This window comes from Elizabethkingia occulta, from assembly GCF_002023715.1.
GTDB lineage: Bacteria > Bacteroidota > Bacteroidia > Flavobacteriales > Weeksellaceae > Elizabethkingia > Elizabethkingia occulta.
In genome coordinates, this window is record NZ_MAHX01000002.1 from 130,050 (window position 1) to 148,429 (window position 18,380).

Genomic DNA, 18,380 nt, shown 5'->3' on the forward strand with positions numbered 1-18,380 from the left:
AATATGAAAAAACTAAATTCCATGGTCCTGTTGGCTGCTTTATCTATGGGGACAGCAGCATACGGGCAAAACTCAATTATTCCTAAACCCCAGAAAATAACAGTTCAGCAATCTGCCTATAATTTTAGTAATATTTCTATACAGTCTTCCAAAGCTGTTCCGGAGGCAGTGTACTTACAGAAGCAACTGAAAAGTATTACCGGACAGGACTATAAACTATCTCCAAAAGCTAATGTGACCTTTACACTTCTGAAAAAAGATGCAAAACAGAAGGAGGGATACTATACATTAACTATTAATGACAAAGGGATTAATATCGCCGGATACGATAATCAGGGATTATTTTATGGTGTACAGACTCTTTTGCAACTTGTAGAAGAGCATAAAGATGATCTGAAAATTCCTTATTTAGAGATTGAAGATTATCCAAAATTTGCTTACAGAGGGATGATGCTTGATGTAAGCCGTCATTTCTTCAATGCAGAAGAAGTTAAAAATTATCTGGACTATCTTGCAGCTTATAAATACAATAAATTCCACTGGCATCTTACCGATGACCAAGGTTGGAGAATCGAGATAAAAAAATATCCTAAACTTACAGAAATTGGCGCGTGGAGAGACGGCTCACAGGTTGGCCGTTATATTGACATGAAGTTCGATGATAAAAGATATGGAGGTTTCTACACACAAGAGCAGGTTAAAGATGTTGTAGCTTATGCAAAGAAGCTTCATATCGATGTTATTCCGGAAATAGAAATGCCAGGACATGCTCAGGCAGCTTTAGCCGCTTATCCTAACTTAGCATGTACAGAAGGTCCATTTAAAGTTGGAAAAACCTGGGGAGTGATGGAAGATATTTTCTGTCCTAAAGAGGAAACATTTAAATTTTTAGAAGGCGTACTGGATGAGGTTATTCCATTATTCCCATACAAATATATTCATATTGGCGGAGACGAAGCTCCGAAAAAACGTTGGAAAGAAAGTAAGTTTGCTCAGGATCTGATCAAGAAACTGGATCTTAAAGATGAACTTCATCTTCAAAGTTATTTTGTGACCCGTATGGAGAAATGCATTAACTCCAAGGGAAAACAAATTATTGGTTGGGATGAAATCCTGGAAGGAGGTCTTGCTCCAAATGCAACAGTAATGAGCTGGACAGGTATTGAAGGTGGAATACATGCTGCTAAGACTGGTCATAAAGCTATTATGACGCCTACGTCTACTAATTATTTTGACTACTATCAGGGAAGTCCGGATACAGAACCAATTGCTATTGGTGGTGACCTGAGACTGCCTAAAGTATATGCTTATAATCCAATCCCGAAAGAACTGACTCCAGAGCAGGCAAAATATATCTGGGGAACACAAGGAAATCTATGGACAGAATATATTCTGGATTTCAAACATGTACAACACATGATCTTCCCAAGAATGATGGCTCTTTCTGAAGTAGCCTGGGGAACATCTAATCCGAATGAATACAAAAATTTTGAAAGCAGAGTTATTCAGCACTTTAAAATTCTGGACAGAAAAGGAATTGATTATAGTAAAGCGATTTATGAAGTAGATGGTAAATCGACATCTAAAGACGGAAAAGTTTTTTATAATCTTACTTCTGCAAATCAGCCAGAGAATATCCGTTATACAACAGACGGATCAGAGCCTACTTTGCAATCTAATGTATACAGTAAGCCAATTCAGGTAGATAAAACAATGACTGTAAAGTCTGCATATTTCGAGAATGGAAAAAAGGCAAGCGCAGTAACAAGTCAGGACTTTCTGATCACTAAATCTACAGGAAAGAAAATCACGTTGGAGAAACAACCTAGTGAAGCTTATTCAACAGGTGGAGCGGCTTCTCTTGTGGATGGGATCCGTGGAAATATGAAGAATCATGGTAAATCGTGGTTAGGTTTTTCCGGTAAAGATGTTGTAGCAACTATAGATTTTGGTGCTAAAACAGATTTTACTAGTGTTCAGTTTTCTACATTGGAACGACCGGGAAGCTGGATCTACTGGCCATCAGCTGCTAAAGTTTATGTTTCTGATAACGGGACAGACTTTAGAGAAGTAAAAGCAGTAGATGCTGCTACTATCCAGCAGAGTAACGGAGTTATTACCATGAGTTTCCCAAAACAAACAGCACAGTTTATAAAAGTGGAAATTAAAAACATGGGAAAAGTTCCTGACGGAAAAGCGGGAGCAGGTAACAATGCTTGGTTATTTGTGGATGAAATTGCAGTGAATTAATTATTTATATAGCAATTTATATAGAAAAGGAGTCAGATTATCTGACTCTTTTTTTTGAAAAAATTATAATGATATGAGGTTTTCTGCGCCTAAAGCCATGTACAGATTGATGCGTTCTATTCTGTTTTGCAGTTCCAGATTAATGAGACTCATTTCATTTTTAAGAAGATCCCGTTGTTTTCGGATTAGTACAAAACTATTGCTGGTACCCACTTTTATTTGTTTATGAGTTAATGTAATATTGTTTTTAAGTTCGTCAATAGCGTTTTGACTATAGCCAATTTGTTTTTCGACAGAATGTAAATTTGCTAAAGCTGATTCTGTTTCATTCAAAGCACTCAGAACTGTTTTTGAATATTCTTCTACGGTCTGCTTTTGCTGGGAATTTTTTATCTCTACATTCTTTTTTAGTTTACCATTGTTAAATAACGGAGAAGCCAACCCGCCACCCACTTTTAATAATGGATTGGAAAACAAAGAATTTATAGCATCTACATTACTTCCTGCAGTCCCAAAAGACGCATTTATATTAAGAGAAGGAAGTCTTGCTGCATTGGCTTGCTGTACTTCATAGAAGGCTTTCTCTATTTTGAAATGCTGAACCAGTATATCAGGCCTTTTTTCTAAAAGACTTAATGGGATAGATTCTGGAATTTTATTTTTTACAGGATTAAAAGAATCCTGTGTTGTTAGTTTTCCTTCAGGGTATTTTCCTGTAAGCAATTCAAGAGTTCTTCTGGATTGTATATTGGCATTTTTTACCTTTTCCAGATATCCTTTCAAAGAAATAATCTCAGCCGATATATTTGATAAATCCAGCGCATTAGCTGTACCTACCTTTTTCTGTATGCTATATAATTTTTCCAATTGCTGTGATTGCTGAATATGACTTTCAATTATATCTTCCTGAATATTACCTGCAATATTCAGAAAATAAGCTTTGGCTATCATACCGGCAATGGACTGGCGTAGCAGAATATTTTGATGTACTGCTGAAAAATAATCACTTGTACTAGCCATTTGTGAAGATTTTCTTTTTCCCCAAATGTCTAATTCCCAATTGGCTTTCAGAGCCAGACTTCTAATCTGGCTGCCACTGATAAGGTTATTAGATGTGTTAGCAACGGCATTAATGCTTGGATAAAGGTCGGTTCCTGCAATTTCCATTGCTAATTCGACCTGATTAAGTCTTTCTTTTGCAATGATAATATCTGCATTATACAGCATTCCTTCATTAATCAGTGCTTCTAATTGCGGAGATTTAAGGTCGTTAATCCATTCATAAGAAAATGAATCAGACATCACATTTCTGTTGAAAATCCAATCATCAGGAATTTTAATATTGGAGATTATTTGATTTTTTTCTTTTAAATGGTCTGTTGTTTCTTTCGTTGCTTCTTTGTATCCTATACAAGACGTTAAGCTCACGGAAATTATCCCCGATATAATTAACTTTTTATACATGTTAGTGTAGTTTAGGAATCAGGAAGTTTATTTTACTGTTCACACGGACCATTACTTTTCGGATAAGATGCAAGGGTTTTATATGATCGGAATATATTACGGCTGTTCCTCTTGCACCAACAGTTAGCTGTTTTTGACTATCTTCTAAAACAAATTTTGCAATAAGTTTTCCATCTGTTTCAGGTAGTACTCTGGCAGTGTCTGGCAGCCCTGCAGTAGAACCATTTCCTCCCAGCATTCCTCCTGCATTATTCATAATACCCTGACTGGTAGCATCAATTACATATTCTAATCTGGCTTTGACAACTTTTCCCGGTTCGGTTTTGAGAGCCAGTTCGACTTCATCTCCTTTTTTTACTGTTTCTAATTCATTCTGAGCAAAAAATCCAATTACAGATTGTTGCTTCTGGATGAGAACAAAAGCAGATTTGAAAGGTGCCATAATTGCACCTTCGTTTAGCTGAACGTTAGGGATTATCCCATCTGTAGGTGCTAAAACAACGGTTTGAGAAAGATTCCATTTTGCCTGCTCCAGTTTTGCCTGAATTTCAGATATCGAAGAATTTTCTCCATTATAAGATGCATTATATTTGGTTTCTAATGATTGTTGTTGGGATTGTGCGGCACTTATACGGGATTGCAAATCACGAGCATTTGTAATAGCCTGCTCCAGATCAAATTTATTAGCTGCTCCGGCGGCAACGAGTTCCTGATATTGGGTTACTCTTTTATTAGCCAGTTCCAGCTGAGATTGTAATCCTGTAACATTTTTGAGGGAAGCTTGGATGTCAGCATTATATGAGTTAACTGTAGCCTTTGTATTGCTTAATTTAGCCTCAAGAGATTTAATTTCTTGTATAAAAGGCTCTCTGTCCAATACAAATAAGGTATCGCCCTTTTTTACTTCCTGATTGGTGCTTACATATACCTTTTTTACTTTTCCCAGTATTTGGGTTGTAATATCTACACTTCTGTTTCCTACTTTAACATCAGATGTTATGGGACAGTAATAGTTAAGACTGAGTATCAAAGCAATGCTTCCAAATATTGGAAGAGAATAAACAACTACCTGTGTAGTAAAAGTCCATGGAATAAGTTTTAGTTTTTTTATAAGTAACCAGCATATTCCGGCGTATATAGCAACAAGTAATTCTAGCATAATTAATTTTCTTCAGTAGTGTTTGTGTTATCTTTTTGATCCTTGTAATTATAGTTAGCCCATATTAATGCAATCGGCCATAGCAATCCTCCGAATATGAGGGATAACAGGCACATGCTTTTAATGGCATTTAGCTGAGGATGGTTCTTTTTTTCTGCTACTTTTTCCGGATAAATATGAACTTTCCAGAAAAGATAAATTCCTGCAACTGGCAATAGCAGTAGGATTAGCCATGACGTAAAATCAGCTATGTTATCTTCAATGTTGCCTGATGCTGCCTGTACAAAATTGCATGATAGTAGCAGGCAGAGAAAAATGGATATTCTTTGCATAGTGAAATAATAATATTGATAAGGTTGTAGTAAACAAGAATGGAATTAATCAATTCCTGATCTGTTTCCGCTAATTCTAATGAACTTGATCAGTTAAAATATTGGTAAACAGTTTTCTTCTCATTTTTATTTATGTTTTCAGTAAGCAAAAATAGATTGAACAAAATGAGAAAAAATATTCTTAAGTTATTTTTTTCTTTGATTTCTCTTCTGGTGAATTCTTGCTGTCATACGTGAAAGTGAATTTGGAGTAATGCCCAAAAAGTTAGCAATATGCTTTCTGCTGGCATTCTGAGAAGTAAAGGGGCGCTCTCTTAAAAAGTCTTCGTACCTCGAATGAGGGGATGAAGAACATAATTGCTCTGTGCGCGTTTTTAGGATGCTGATGATTTGTTTCAGAGATTTTATATACAGATTATGGATTCCTCTGTACTTGAAAGCAGCTTCTTCAAATTCGTTTTTGTTGAATAGAAAAATCTGAGTATCAACAACAGCTTCAATTGTGTACTTTGTTGTGCTCTCAAAAGAATAAGCTTCGGGATTTTCTATTAATGCAGCTTCTTTTTCAGATGGTAAGAAAAGATTGTTTTCAACACCGTTTTCATCATCAAAGAAAAATCTGAGTAGACCGTTGGAAAGAATAAAAAAATAATTAAAAGATTGCCCCGGAGCAATTAATTTTTCTTTTTTACGAAGCAGTTTTGGGGTAGCTATGTTCACTAAAATATTAATTTCTTCGTCGGATATTTCCTGGAAGAAGCTAATGTTCCTGAAAGTAGTAAGCATGTCCATTATGAGAGTAAAGATAAATAAAAATGCAGCATAAACTTCATTAAATAGCTTTGATAATTTTATCAGAGCATTTTTTTTTAGATATTTGTTAAGCGTATTAAGAGATAAGCAATAAACTATGAACAATAACCGAAGAAATTTCATCAAAAAACTGGGAATTGCAACAGCTGCAATCGCTATTAATCCGTTAGAAGCTAAAAACTTATTAGATACTTCCGAGCCAAAAACGACTAACAAACCAATTGTCCTTTCTACCTGGAATTTTGGTCTTCATGCTAATGTAGAGGCCTGGAAAGTTTTATCTAAAGGTGGTAAAGCATTAGATGCTGTGGAAAAAGGAGTAAGATTGGTAGAAGATGATCCTACAGAAAGAAGTGTAGGGTATGGCGGACGTCCGGACAGAGATGGCAGAGTAACGCTGGACGCTTGTATTATGGATGAAAACTATAATATAGGTTCTGTTGCATGTATGGAACATATTAAAAACCCAATTTCTGTAGCCCGTGCTGTAATGGAAAAAACACCACATGTAATGCTGGTTGGAGATGGAGCTTTAGAATTTGCGTTATCTCAGGGATTTAAAAAAGAAAATCTTCTTACGGCCGAATCTGAAAAAGAATGGAAGGAATGGCTGAAAACAAGTCAGTATAAACCTATTGTAAATATTGAAAATCACGATACTATCGGGATGATTGCTTTGGATGCACAGGGGAATCTTTCCGGAGCCTGTACAACAAGCGGAATGGCTTATAAAATGCACGGCAGAGTAGGAGATTCTCCAATTATCGGAGCCGGACTTTTTGTAGATAATGAAATCGGAGCTGCTACAGCAACCGGACATGGAGAGGAAGTTATTCGTACAGTAGGAACTCACCTGGTTGTAGAACTAATGAATCAGGGAAGAACGCCTCAGCAAGCATGTAAAGAGGCTGTTGAGAGAATCGTAAAGATTGTAAACAGAAGAGGCAAAAATCTTAAAGATATCCAGGTAGGTTTTATTGCGCTGAATAAAAAAGGAGAATACGGAGCTTACTGTATCCAGGACGGGTTTAATTTTGCAGTATACGACCAGAAAGGAAACCGTCTGGAAAAGCCTGGATTTGCTCTGAAGTAGTATACCATTATAAAAACATAATATGACGAAAAAAATATTTATTATCGGGGCTCTTGCTATCCTTTCCTGCAAAGAAAGGCCTAAAAAAGAGACTGCAGAAATTAGTGTACAGCAATCGGGAAGTGCGGTATATGATGATGAGAAAAAAGAAACTGACGAAGCACATAATTGGCTGGAGACACATATAGAAAACTATTTTGCCGGAGATTTGGGTAATTTGGATAAGATGATGAAGGATATGACTACCAAAGACTACTATGACTACAAAAGTGATGCAATGAATGTAGATATGGACGTCGATGGAAGTCTTACCAAAAAAGAATTTGAACAAAAATGGAAAGCCAAATTTGATACCAGTAAAGCTGGTGTTGGTACTGGTTTTTTAATTACCGGGCAGGATTGGGATTCTATAAAAGTTGTAAAGTGTCAGCTGATTTCGCAGAAGGGAGAGGGATTTCTATTTGATGTAATTCTTTCCGATGCTTCCCATCAGCTTAGTTATCCTATAAAAGTGAAAGTAATAAAGGAAAACAATGACTTCCTGATTGCAGATGTATTGCAGGAAGATATCCAACCATAAAAACTATAAAAATATTCATGACAAAAATAGAAGTAGCTTGTTTCAACGAGCAGTCCGCTCTTATTGCGGCGAAGGAGGGAGCAGACAGAATTGAATTATGTGAGAACTATGAAGAGGGAGGTCTTACACCTAATCGTGAAACATTAGAGCAGCTTAAAGCAGGTTTTTCAACACCGGTTTTTACAATGATTCGTCCGGTAGGCGGAGGTTTTCTTTATACCGATGAGGAATTTGAAGTAATGAAATCGGAGTTGCTTAATTTAAAAGAAGCTGGTGCAGATGGTTTTGTATTTGGATTTCTTACAGAAGATAATAAAGTAGATAAAGAAAAAAATTCGGCTTTAGTGCAATTAGCAGATGGTTTACCTTGTACTTTTCACCGGGCTTTCGACAGAATACAAGATAAAGAAGAAGCTTTGGAAGATGTAATCGATTGTGGTTTTGCTACAATTTTGACTTCCGGAGGAGAACATCCTGCAATGGAAGGATTATCCAAACTTAAACTTATCCAGGAACAAGCTGATGGCAGAATTACTATTCTTGTAGGAGGCGGAGTACGTTCATCTAATGCTGGCGAACTTAAAAAGTATTTTGGCTTTATACACTCTGCTTGTATCACAGATGGTACTGAGAATATAGATGCCGCAGAATTAAAAGCTATTAAAACAGTAATACAATAAGCAATGATCAATTGTCTGTTCTTTGGAGATAGTATTACTTATGGCGAATATGATGGTGTCTTAGGAGGTTGGACGGATATACTGAAACGTTATTTTCACTCCAGGTTTATTAATGAAAATATTGAGGAGCTGAACGTCTTCAATTTGGGTATAGGTGGTGAAACAACAAACGGACTTGTGAAAAGATTCAGCACAGAAGCTGCTGCACGTACATCTCCGGATCAGAATCTTATTTTCTTTGCTTACGGAGCTAACGATGTTGCCCTGAAAGAAGGTTACAGAATGGTAGATCCCGAAAAACTCAGAGTCAATCTCCAGGAAGTTATAGAGCAAGCAAAGAAGATTACTTCAAACTTATACATCATAAGTATTCTGCCGGTTGCTTCCGCTATAGACGGTATTACAGTTCCTTCAGGAAAACAAAGATCTAATCAGGCAATCGCAGAATACAATGAGCTGCTTCAGGAGTTTGCTGCTCAGAACGGAATTGTATTTGTAGACTTATATAATCTGTTTTTTGCAGAGAAAGATATCTTTTTATCAGGTGATGGTGTCCATCCGAACGATAAAGGCTATCAGTTTATTTCAGAGCATATAAAACCTCTTATAGAAAAGTTTCTGTAGGAAGTTTCTAAAATATAAAAGGCTGTTTTCAATATTTTGAAAGCAGCTTTTTTTGTTTTGCTATGGTTCATTCCCTCTATAAAATTCATCATAGTTCTAAAAATAATATTTGGATTTGAAATTAAATAATAACTTTGATAATCAGTAGTTTAATGTGGGTTGATTTATTTGTAAGCATAATGGTAGAGTTAAAAACAAATACATAATATTAGTATGAAAAAGCCCCTTTTCTTATTGATGCTTTTTATTGGAGTATACATCAATAATATCATTGCACAATCAAAAACCGACAGTGAGAAGTTGGATGAATATTTCAAAGCTTTAACAGCAATAAAAAACTTTAATGGAAATGTTATTGTTGCCAGAAAAGCTAATATCCTTTTGAATAAATCTTATAATATTACGGAGAATGTAAATGGATTGAAAATAGATAGGGATAGCAAATTTATTATAGCTTCAGTCTCTAAAATATTTGTGAAATATGCTATACTAAAGCTGGCAGAGCTAAATAAACTAAAGTTATCGGATAAGCTGGATAAGTATATTCCCGGATTTGAATATGGAAATAAAATTACCATCGAGCAGCTTATGTATCATCAATCTGGTCTGCCAAGGGAGCTGAAAGATTATGAAAAATATGAAAATATTTCAATGGCACAAACTATAGAATTTGCCCGAAAAGAAAAATTACAATTTGAACCAGGTACACAGACTCTTTATTCGAATATAGGATATCTATTACTTCATTATATAATCGATAAAGTATCTGGTAATTATTGGGATTTTATGAATAAAAATATCTTGCAGAAATATCAGATGAAAAATACCGGAGAGTTCAATGCTGTAAATAAAATTGATCATTTCGCGTATGGTTATAATTTGGAGAATGGAAAAATAACCCCTGTTTCTAAAGAAAGTATCAATCGTTTTGAGACGGGTAATTATTTTTCAACCGTTACCGATTTATATAATTTTAGTAAACAGGTACTTTCAGGAAAATTTCTAAAAAAAGAACTGGCGCTGAAAATGTATGAAAAAGAAAATACGCTAACTCAGGCAGGAGGAAGACCTGGATATAGAGCATATTATTATCAAAATCTATCATCAGGTATAACCTTTATTTTTACATCAAATTATACAGATATTCCTTTTCAGCAAATTACTACGGATATTATAAATCTGATGGAAAATAAGCCTTATAAGGTTCCTGAAAAGATGGAGCGTAATGCAATTGCATTGCCGGAAAATATTTTACAACGTTATACAGGGAAATATGCTTTAGAGGCAGATCCTTCACAAATTTTTATTTTCTCTTTAGTAAACCATAAATTGGTGATCACAGACAAGGACAATGAAAAAACAATTCTATATCCTGATACTGAGACTACTTTTTTTGACAATTCTTCTTCTCAGGATAGTTATAATTTCTCCTTAAATACTCAGAATCAGAAATATGACCTTACTATTATTTCTACGGGTGTTAAACTCAAAACTAAAAGATTGGAATAAAATAATGGAATATATTTTCTAATTATCCTTCATTCTGTTGTAGTCCTTTTATTTTACAGTAAAACTCCTTATTTTCGTGCTTCATCCATCAATTATGAAGCGTATTTACTTGTTAATGACATTGGGATTGATGTCAAAGGGATTTGGACAAGAGACAACAAGAAGTCTTTCCGGGGAGAGCTGGAAGTTCAAAAATGCAAAGGAAGTGAACTGGCTTACTGCCTCGGTGCCCGGAACTGTGCACACCGATCTTATGTCAAATAACAAAATTCCGGATCCGTATCTGGATGAAAATGAGAAGGAAGTACAGTGGATAGAAACAGAAAATTGGGACTATCAGACAACTTTCAAGGTTTCCGATGCTGAACTTAAAAATGAGCAGGCAGAGCTTATCTTCGATGGTCTGGATACTTATGCTGAGGTTTTTCTGAACGGGAAGCAGATTCAGAAGACGGATAATATGTTCCGTCAATGGATTGTCCCTGTAAAAAGTATTCTGGTAAAGGGAGATAATGTTTTACAAATAAAATTTAAATCCAGCGTGAATGTTGGAAACGAACTGGCTAAGAAAGTAGCATTTAAATTGCCGGAAAGCCCAAGAAGTATGGTTCGTAAGGCTCAGTATCAATTTGGATGGGACTGGGGCCCACGCCTGGTAACAGCAGGGATATGGAAGGATGTAAAACTTAACTTCTGGAACAATGCTAAAATTCAGAATATCCAGCTGGAACAAAAGTCTCTGACTACCGCTAAAGGGCAATTATCGTTTAATATAGAAGTTTTTGCAGATAAACCAGGAGGTTATCAGTTGGCTATAAATGGTCTTAATCCAAAAGCGTTTACATTACAGAAAGGGTTGAACAAGGTTTCTGTACCATATGAAGTTAAGAATCCAAAATTATGGCAACCTAGTGGATGGGGGAAAGCTGAGTTATACGACTTTAAAGTTATATTGACAGAGAAGGGGAAAAAACTGGATGAAGAAAGCTTAAGGCATGGTTTCCGTACGGTAAAACTGGTTCAGGAAAAAGATGCTAAAGGAAAATCATTCTATTTCCTTGTAAACGGAAAACCGCTTTATGCAAAAGGAACCAATTGGATCCCGGCAGATAGCTTTTTGCCAAGAATAACTAAAGAGAAATATTATAAACTGATAAAGGATGCCAAAGATGCTAATATGAATATGATTCGTATCTGGGGTGGTGGAGTTTATGAAGATGAAGCGTTTTATAAGGCTTGTGATGAAAACGGAATATTGGTATGGCAGGACTTTATGTTTGCCGGAAGTTTTTATCCTTCGGATGATGCCTTTACAGAAAATGTAAAAGAAGAGGTGAAATACCAGGTAAGACGTTTGCAAAATCACCCATCTATTGCTTTGTGGTGCGGAAATAACGAAGTAGATGAGGCTATTGTAAACTGGGGTTACCAGAAGCAGTTTAAATATACCAAAGAAGATTCTTTGCAAGTGTGGAAAGATTACCGCAAAGTTTTTCATGAAGTTATTCCACAGACATTAAACGAAACATTGGCTCCGGGAAATAATATCTATTGGCCAAGCTCTCCATCAATAGGTTGGGGGCATAAAGAAAGCCTTACCGAAGGAGATTCCCATTACTGGGGTGTATGGTGGGGAGAACAGCCTTTCGAAATGTATGAAGAAAAAGTTCCACGTTTTGCCTCAGAATACGGAGTACAGGGAATGCCAAGCATGGAAGCTGTAAAATCGATGTTCTCAGGTAAAGCGGATTTGAGTTTGCAGAATCCGGTAATTAAAGCACATGAAAAGCATGCAAGAGGCTGGCAGATTATTGATGGTTATATGGCAAGATATTATACTCCACAAACTGATCTTGTAAAATACAACTATCTTTCTCAGCTATTACAGGCACGTGCAATGCAAGTTGCTATAGAAGCACACCGCCGTGCAATGCCTTATAATATGGGATCGTTATACTGGCAGATTAATGATTGTTGGCCAGTGGTATCGTGGTCGTCAATAGATTATCTTGGAAATTGGAAAGCAGCCCATTACCAGGCCAAAAGAAGCTTTGAGCAATACCTGATTGCCATAGAAAACAAAGATGGTGTATTAAAAACACGGGTGATTAATGACGGGTTGAAAGACTTTAAATATGTAAGATTAAGTGTTTCTGTTCAGAAGTTAAATGGTGAGGTTGTAGAGCAGTTTGATGAGACAGATCAGAAATTGGGTGCCAATTCAATCATTGAATACCATCCTTTAAAAGCTACTGATATAGTTGCTAAAGATCTTCAGGATCAGGTAGTGTTACATTACACGCTGAAAGATGAGAATGGTAGTATACTGGCAGAGAATAATTTCTATTTTGTATATCCTAAAGATCTGAAACTTTCAAAACCTAATTTGCTTGTTAAAAAGATTTCGGCTACCGAAATTGAGGTTTCAACAGATGTCCTGGCGAAAGACATTTACCTGATGGGTGATACTCAGTTTAGTGATAATTTCTTTGACCTGATGCCAAATACAAAGAAGAGAATTACACTAAGTAAGCCTTTAGAAAAAATAGAAATAATGAGCCTTTGGGATACTAAAAAGTAAATTGCCGTAAAAGCTTAAAATAAAAAAAACACAAGAAATAATGCCTCACTGATCTGTAGATTGGTGAGGCATTTTCTTTAAAAATTGTAGTACTAATGTACACTGATAAATAAACCCAATATTGGCTTCTGGATTTTATACGGTTGATTTTTTCAAAAAAGCACAGTCGATATTCATGAAGTATTATGTTTCAGTGGGTTAATATTAAACCCGTTTGTGACGAACATTAAAATATAAAATCAGGCAGGAAAATGATTGAAATAGGTAATGTGTTTTTTATAAAATATCGATACTGTTTCTGGGAATTATTTAAATGTCTGAAGTACCTTTGTACTTTAAAAATACGTGATGATTAATTTTGTGCTGATTGTGGTTTGTATTGTAGCGGGGATGATTTTTAAAGCTACCAAGTCCATTCATCCTGATGCGCACAAAGGAATCAATACCTGGATTCTTTATATTGCCCTTCCGGCAGTTTCTTTTAAATACCTTCCAAAAGTTCAGTGGTCACAGGAAATGCTATTTCCTATAGTTTCTACTTTTCTTATCGCTATAGGCAGTTGGTTTTTTATGCTGTTGTACAGTAAGAAAAAAGGTTACTCAGCAAGATCCAGAAGTACTCTGGAATTGGCAAGTGGCTATAGTAATACGTCCTTTATAGGTTTTCCTCTTATTAGTGCATTATATGGGGAAGGATTGCTTAGTATTGCCATTATCTGTGATCAGACTATGTTTCTGGCGCTTTCTACTCTAGGGATTATAGCAGCTTTAAGAGGCGGAAGCTCATCCGGGACTATAAGTGCCAAATTTATACTCAAACGTTTATTTACTTTTCCTCCATTTTTAGGTTGTATTAGTGCTCTTATTCTTTCACAGGTTGTGAATCTGGAGCCGGTAGAGCCTTTCTTTGATAAACTGGCAGCTACTGTAGGTCCATTGGCTTTATTTTCAGTAGGTCTGCAATTAAAATTTAATGGATGGAAAAAACTTATTCCGCAGATTTCCACTTCTATGTTTTACAAACTTTTACTGGCGCCAGCTGTTGTATTAGGGCTGGCATTACTTTTCGGAATAAAAGGGAATGTAGCGAAAGTTAGTATTCTGGAATCTGCTATGCCGACATTAATCTCTTCCAGTATTATTGCTGAACAATTCAAGCTCAATACAAAACTTACCAATCTGATTATCGGGATTAGTATTGTAGTAGGTTTCTTCTCAATACTCTTGTGGTTTGGGGTTGTAGAATACCTTTTCTAAGTTAGAAGTTAGAAGTTAGAAGTGCGAGGTGTAAATACTACCGGATAAGTAAAAAAATAATAAAAATCTAGGGAGTTTATCACTTGCTGTAAATCTGAACGTAGTCGAATGTTATTAGAATAAACCTCATAGGTTTCGAAAACCTATGAGGTTTGTATAAATAAAGAATTTTTTTTTAAATAGCCCTGTCAAGGTTTTAAACCTTGACAGGGCTTTTAATTTATTCCATTTTGAAAACTACAGCGTGTGCTTGTTGCTTGATATCGGAAGTTTGGATACTGATATCATTACCCTTTTGTTCAAATTTTACAGCTTTGTTACTTCCTAAAACAGAAATCTTCTTAAACTTCTTTGGGAAAGAGAATTGTAAATTTTGTGGTAGTTGAAGATTATTTTCCGGAACAAGATAAAAAGCATAAACAGCATTTCCTTTTTGAGTAAATCGGAAATTGCCATCGGCATAAGGCGCAACTGGTTTTGTTCCGTAGACAGCCTCACCATTTGTTTTCATCCAGCTGCCTATTTCCTTTAATGTCTTGGTTACTCTTGGATCAAATTCACCATTTCCATCCGGTCCAATTCCCAAAAGATAATTCCCACCTTTAGAAATAATCTCAGCTAATGTATGAATAACCTTATTCGTCGACTTCATAGGATCATTGGGAACGTATCCCCAGTTATCTCCAAGAGGATCGCAAGCTTCCCACGGATAGTTTAATGGTTTTTCCGGAATTTCTCTTTCGGGAGTCGTATAGTTTTCATAGATGCCATGTACCGAACGGTCTACAATAATAAGATCCTTTTGGTGGCCACGCAGCATACCTGCTATCTTATCCATGTCAATATCCTGACTTCCTTTATAGCTTTTGTCTCCTTTATATTTTTCCGGGTTAGAAGGTCTTACCCAGCCACCATCCAGCCAGAACAAGTCGAGTTTGCCATACTGAGAAGCAAGTTCTTCCAACTGATTATAGGTGTATTGTTTAAAGGCATTCCAACGTTCAGGGTTTTTGTCTATACTGTAATTGTTATTTCTGTTGGATGTAGCATAATATGGCCACCAATAGTTTTCCGAATGCCAGTCGGGCTTAGAGAAATAAGCACCAACCCATAAACCTTCTTTTCTGAAAGCATTGAATACCTCTTTAGCAATATTGCTTTTAGGATTTTTAGAAAATGGAACCTCGGGATTGGTTATTTTAAAGTCAGTTTGTTTGGTGTCAAACATATTGAAGCCATCATGATGCTTGGTGGAAAATACCACATATTGCATACCCGCATCTTTAGCCATTTTTGCCCAGGCTTCCGGATTGAATTTTACCGGATTGAATTGCTTGCTGAGCCCCCAATACCATTTCTTATAATCGTCGTAGTTGGTGTCTTTTGGTCGGGGAATCCAGTCTTCTTCCTCAGAACTAAGATTCCAAGATTCTACAATTCCGGGAATACTGTAAAGTCCCCAATGAATTATAATACCAAATTTTTTGTCCTGCCATTGTTTTAGCTTCTGCTGTACTTCCTGCTCTTTAGGCGGAATATAGTCCTGAGCGGCTGCTCCCAGAGAAGAGCATAGTAAGAGTGATAGAATAATTTTTTTCATGGTTAGTAAAGTCTTTATCTACAAATATATTTTTTTGTTAAAAACAAAGCAATTATTCTTGTCATATTTTGTGATTATATGAATGTTTAAAAGAGCTTTATTCAGTGTTTTAGCATATTTACTAAAAAGCTTATATTTACGAACTTTTAGTTAAAAAAATCAATAAATAATATGAAGAAGAAGATTTTTGGTTTGCTAAGTATTGCGGTTGTTGCCTTTCATGGGGTGTCGGCGCAGGAAATTACTCTGGACAAAATCTATTCCGGATATTACCGTGCAAAAGGTATTACAGGAATAGCATCACTAAATGACGGAGAAAACTATGCAACAATTGAACCTGCAGGAATTGCCAAATATTCTTATAAAACCTCTCAGAAGGAGAAGAATATTGTAGATGGCAAGTTTGAGGGTTATACTTTCTCTAGTGATGAATCTAAAATATTATTGCAAAAAAGCAGTGAACCCATCTACAGACATTCTTTCCTTGGGAAATTTGATGTTAAAGATCTGAAATCAGATAAGGTGATAAGCCTAAATGATGGTAAGTGGATTCAGGAACCGAAGTTTTCTCCGGATGGAAGCAAAGTAGCTTTTATTGCTGAAAACAACCTTTACTATCAGGATCTGAATAGTGGAAAGATCACTCAGATTACCAACGATGGTAAGAAAAATGAAATCATTAATGGTCTTGGAGATTGGGTATATGAAGAGGAATTCGGACATCCGGATTACTACCAGTGGAATAAAGCAGGAGATGCTATCGTATTTGTAAGATTCGATGAGCGTAAGGTTCCCGAAATTAATATACCTATCTATTACCAGAATCTTTATCCAAAGATGATGACTTATAAATATCCGAAAGCAGGGGAGGAAAACTCAGCGGTAACGGCTCATTTATATCAGTTGGCTGCAGGAAAAACTTCTCAGCTGAACTTAGGCAGCTTCGAGAACTATTATATTCCGCAAATATTCCAGACAAATGCTGGTGATGAAATCGTTGTAGCAACATCCAACAGACATCAGAATAAAGTAGATCTTCTGAAAGTAAATACAAAAACAGCTTCTGTAAATAAGTTGTTTACTGAAACCGATGCTGCCTGGATAGAAACGGATAATCTAACAATGGAGTTTCTGGATGATAATTCTTTCCTTTGGGCTTCTGAAAGAGACGGACACAGACACCTTTACTTGTATGATGCTAACGGAAAATTAAAAAAACAAGTATCTAAAGGAGATTGGGAGATCATCAATTACTATGGTTACAATCCTAAAACAAAAGAAGCTTACATTCAGACAACTGAAAAGGGAAGCACAAACAAAGTAGTTTCCAAACTAAATATTAATACTGGAAAAACACAATTACTTTCCAATGCGGAAGGAAATAACAGTGCTGCTTTCAGCAAAACATTTGATTACTTTATCAATACATCTTCTACAGCAAAAGTTCCTACCAGTTATGTACTAAAGGATGCTAACGGAAAAGACATAAAAGAATTACAAAACAATAACGACTTACTGGGTAAGTTAAAAGCAGATAATTTCCTGAACAAGGAATTTATCTCAATACCAAATACTGCGGGAGACCAGATGAATGCATGGGTTATTAAGCCTAAAGATTTCAATCCTGCTAAAAAATATCCTGTATTTATGTTCCAATATTCAGGGCCAGGCTCTCAGCAGGTATCCAACAGCTGGGATGGAGGTAATGGTATCTGGTTCGATATGCTGGCACAAAAAGGCTATATTGTAGTCTGTGTAGACGGACGTGGAACAGGTTTCCGTGGAACGAAATACAAAAAAGTTACTTATAAAAATCTTGGTAAATACGAAATAGAAGATCAGATTACCGCTGCAAAATGGTTAGGTAATCAGTCTTATGTAGACAAATCCAGAATCGGTATCTTTGGATGGAGCTTTGGTGGCTATATGGCTTCTTTGGCAATGACGAAAGGTGCAGATGTCTTCAAAATGGGAATCGCAGTAGCACCAGTAACCAACTGGAGATTCTATGATAGTGTGTATACCGAGAGATTCTTACAGACACCACAAGAGAACAAAGATGGTTACGACCTGAATTCTCCTACAACATATGCAAAACTATTAAAAGGTAAGTTCTTATTAATTCATGGTACAGCTGATGATAATGTACATTTCCAGAATTCTATGGAATTCTCCGAGGCATTGATTCAGAATAAGAAGCAATTCGACTTCATGGCTTATCCAGATAAGAACCATGGCATTTACGGAGGTAATACACGTCCGCAATTGTATGAAAAGATGACCAACTATATTCTGGAAAATCTTTAAAAGTACAAAATAAACGTGCGGTAGCATATAGAGTATATTCTATATTTCTTATCGTATGTTCTGATTTGGAAACAATACATTGTTGGCTGCATATTGTCCAATGTAAACTATTTACTGTAAACTAAAAATTA

14 protein-coding genes are annotated in these 18,380 nt (G+C 36.0%); 9 read left to right on the forward strand and 5 right to left on the reverse strand.

From position 1 onward, the window contains the following. Positions 1-3 precede the first annotated feature (3 nt). Entirely contained in the window at positions 4-2,250 is a 2,247-nt protein-coding gene (locus tag BAZ10_RS00640) for a glycoside hydrolase family 20 protein (protein WP_078770382.1), read from the forward strand. A gap of 63 nt (positions 2,251-2,313) precedes the next feature. Here the strand turns inward: BAZ10_RS00640 and BAZ10_RS00645 are convergent, their stop codons facing one another. The 4 genes from BAZ10_RS00645 to BAZ10_RS00660 all read right to left on the reverse strand — a co-directional run bounded on the left by BAZ10_RS00645 (position 2,314) and on the right by BAZ10_RS00660 (position 5,997). Next, positions 2,314-3,714 carry a TolC family protein gene (locus tag BAZ10_RS00645; protein ID WP_078770383.1) on the reverse strand — a complete coding sequence of 467 codons (1,401 nt, stop codon included), beginning with the start codon at positions 3,712-3,714 and terminating at the stop codon, positions 2,314-2,316. A gap of 1 nt (position 3,715) precedes the next feature. After that, positions 3,716-4,873 (reverse strand): HlyD family secretion protein, encoded by a 1,158-nt coding sequence (locus BAZ10_RS00650; RefSeq protein WP_078770384.1) that lies wholly within the window; start codon positions 4,871-4,873, stop codon positions 3,716-3,718. A gap of 2 nt (positions 4,874-4,875) precedes the next feature. Further along, entirely contained in the window at positions 4,876-5,205 is a 330-nt protein-coding gene (locus BAZ10_RS00655; protein WP_078770385.1) for a DUF3302 domain-containing protein, read from the reverse strand. A 186-nt stretch (positions 5,206-5,391) separates the two neighbouring features. Continuing rightward, positions 5,392-5,997 (reverse strand): Crp/Fnr family transcriptional regulator, encoded by a 606-nt coding sequence (locus BAZ10_RS00660; RefSeq protein WP_245803708.1) that lies wholly within the window; start codon positions 5,995-5,997, stop codon positions 5,392-5,394. A gap of 118 nt (positions 5,998-6,115) precedes the next feature. Here BAZ10_RS00660 and BAZ10_RS00665 point away from each other — a divergent pair, with 118 nt between their 5' ends. The 7 genes from BAZ10_RS00665 (at position 6,116) to BAZ10_RS00695 (ending at position 14,342) form a co-directional block, all read left to right on the forward strand. Continuing rightward, entirely contained in the window at positions 6,116-7,111 is a 996-nt protein-coding gene (locus BAZ10_RS00665; RefSeq protein WP_078770387.1) for an isoaspartyl peptidase/L-asparaginase family protein, read from the forward strand. 22 nt (positions 7,112-7,133) lie between these two features. Continuing rightward, positions 7,134-7,691 carry a hypothetical protein gene (locus BAZ10_RS00670; RefSeq protein WP_078770388.1) on the forward strand — a complete coding sequence of 186 codons (558 nt, stop codon included), beginning with the start codon at positions 7,134-7,136 and terminating at the stop codon, positions 7,689-7,691. A gap of 17 nt (positions 7,692-7,708) precedes the next feature. Continuing rightward, positions 7,709-8,371, forward strand: a complete 663-nt coding sequence (locus BAZ10_RS00675; RefSeq protein ID WP_078770389.1) for a copper homeostasis protein CutC — start codon at positions 7,709-7,711, stop codon at positions 8,369-8,371. 3 nt (positions 8,372-8,374) lie between these two features. Continuing rightward, a complete protein-coding gene (locus BAZ10_RS00680) occupies positions 8,375-8,995 on the forward strand; it encodes an SGNH/GDSL hydrolase family protein (RefSeq protein ID WP_078770390.1) in 621 nt (206 codons plus the stop codon). A gap of 213 nt (positions 8,996-9,208) precedes the next feature. Beyond that, positions 9,209-10,504 (forward strand): serine hydrolase domain-containing protein, encoded by a 1,296-nt coding sequence (locus BAZ10_RS00685; protein ID WP_078770391.1) that lies wholly within the window; start codon positions 9,209-9,211, stop codon positions 10,502-10,504. A 94-nt stretch (positions 10,505-10,598) separates the two neighbouring features. Beyond that, positions 10,599-13,085 carry a beta-mannosidase gene (locus BAZ10_RS00690; RefSeq protein WP_245803709.1) on the forward strand — a complete coding sequence of 829 codons (2,487 nt, stop codon included), beginning with the start codon at positions 10,599-10,601 and terminating at the stop codon, positions 13,083-13,085. 348 nt (positions 13,086-13,433) lie between these two features. Beyond that, the gene (locus BAZ10_RS00695; protein ID WP_059322613.1) at positions 13,434-14,342 is read left to right on the forward strand and encodes an AEC family transporter; all 909 of its coding nucleotides are present in this window, start codon (positions 13,434-13,436) and stop codon (positions 14,340-14,342) included. Between the two features lie 220 nt (positions 14,343-14,562). On the opposite strand, the gene BAZ10_RS00700 is transcribed toward BAZ10_RS00695, so the two are convergent. Continuing rightward, the gene (locus tag BAZ10_RS00700) at positions 14,563-15,942 is read right to left on the reverse strand and encodes an alpha-L-fucosidase (RefSeq protein ID WP_078770393.1); all 1,380 of its coding nucleotides are present in this window, start codon (positions 15,940-15,942) and stop codon (positions 14,563-14,565) included. A 171-nt stretch (positions 15,943-16,113) separates the two neighbouring features. On the opposite strand from BAZ10_RS00700, the gene BAZ10_RS00705 reads away from it, so the two are divergent. Continuing rightward, on the forward strand, positions 16,114-18,249 hold the full coding sequence (locus BAZ10_RS00705) for a S9 family peptidase (RefSeq protein ID WP_078770394.1): 2,136 nt from the start codon (positions 16,114-16,116) through the stop codon (positions 18,247-18,249). Positions 18,250-18,380: the final 131 nt, after the last annotated feature.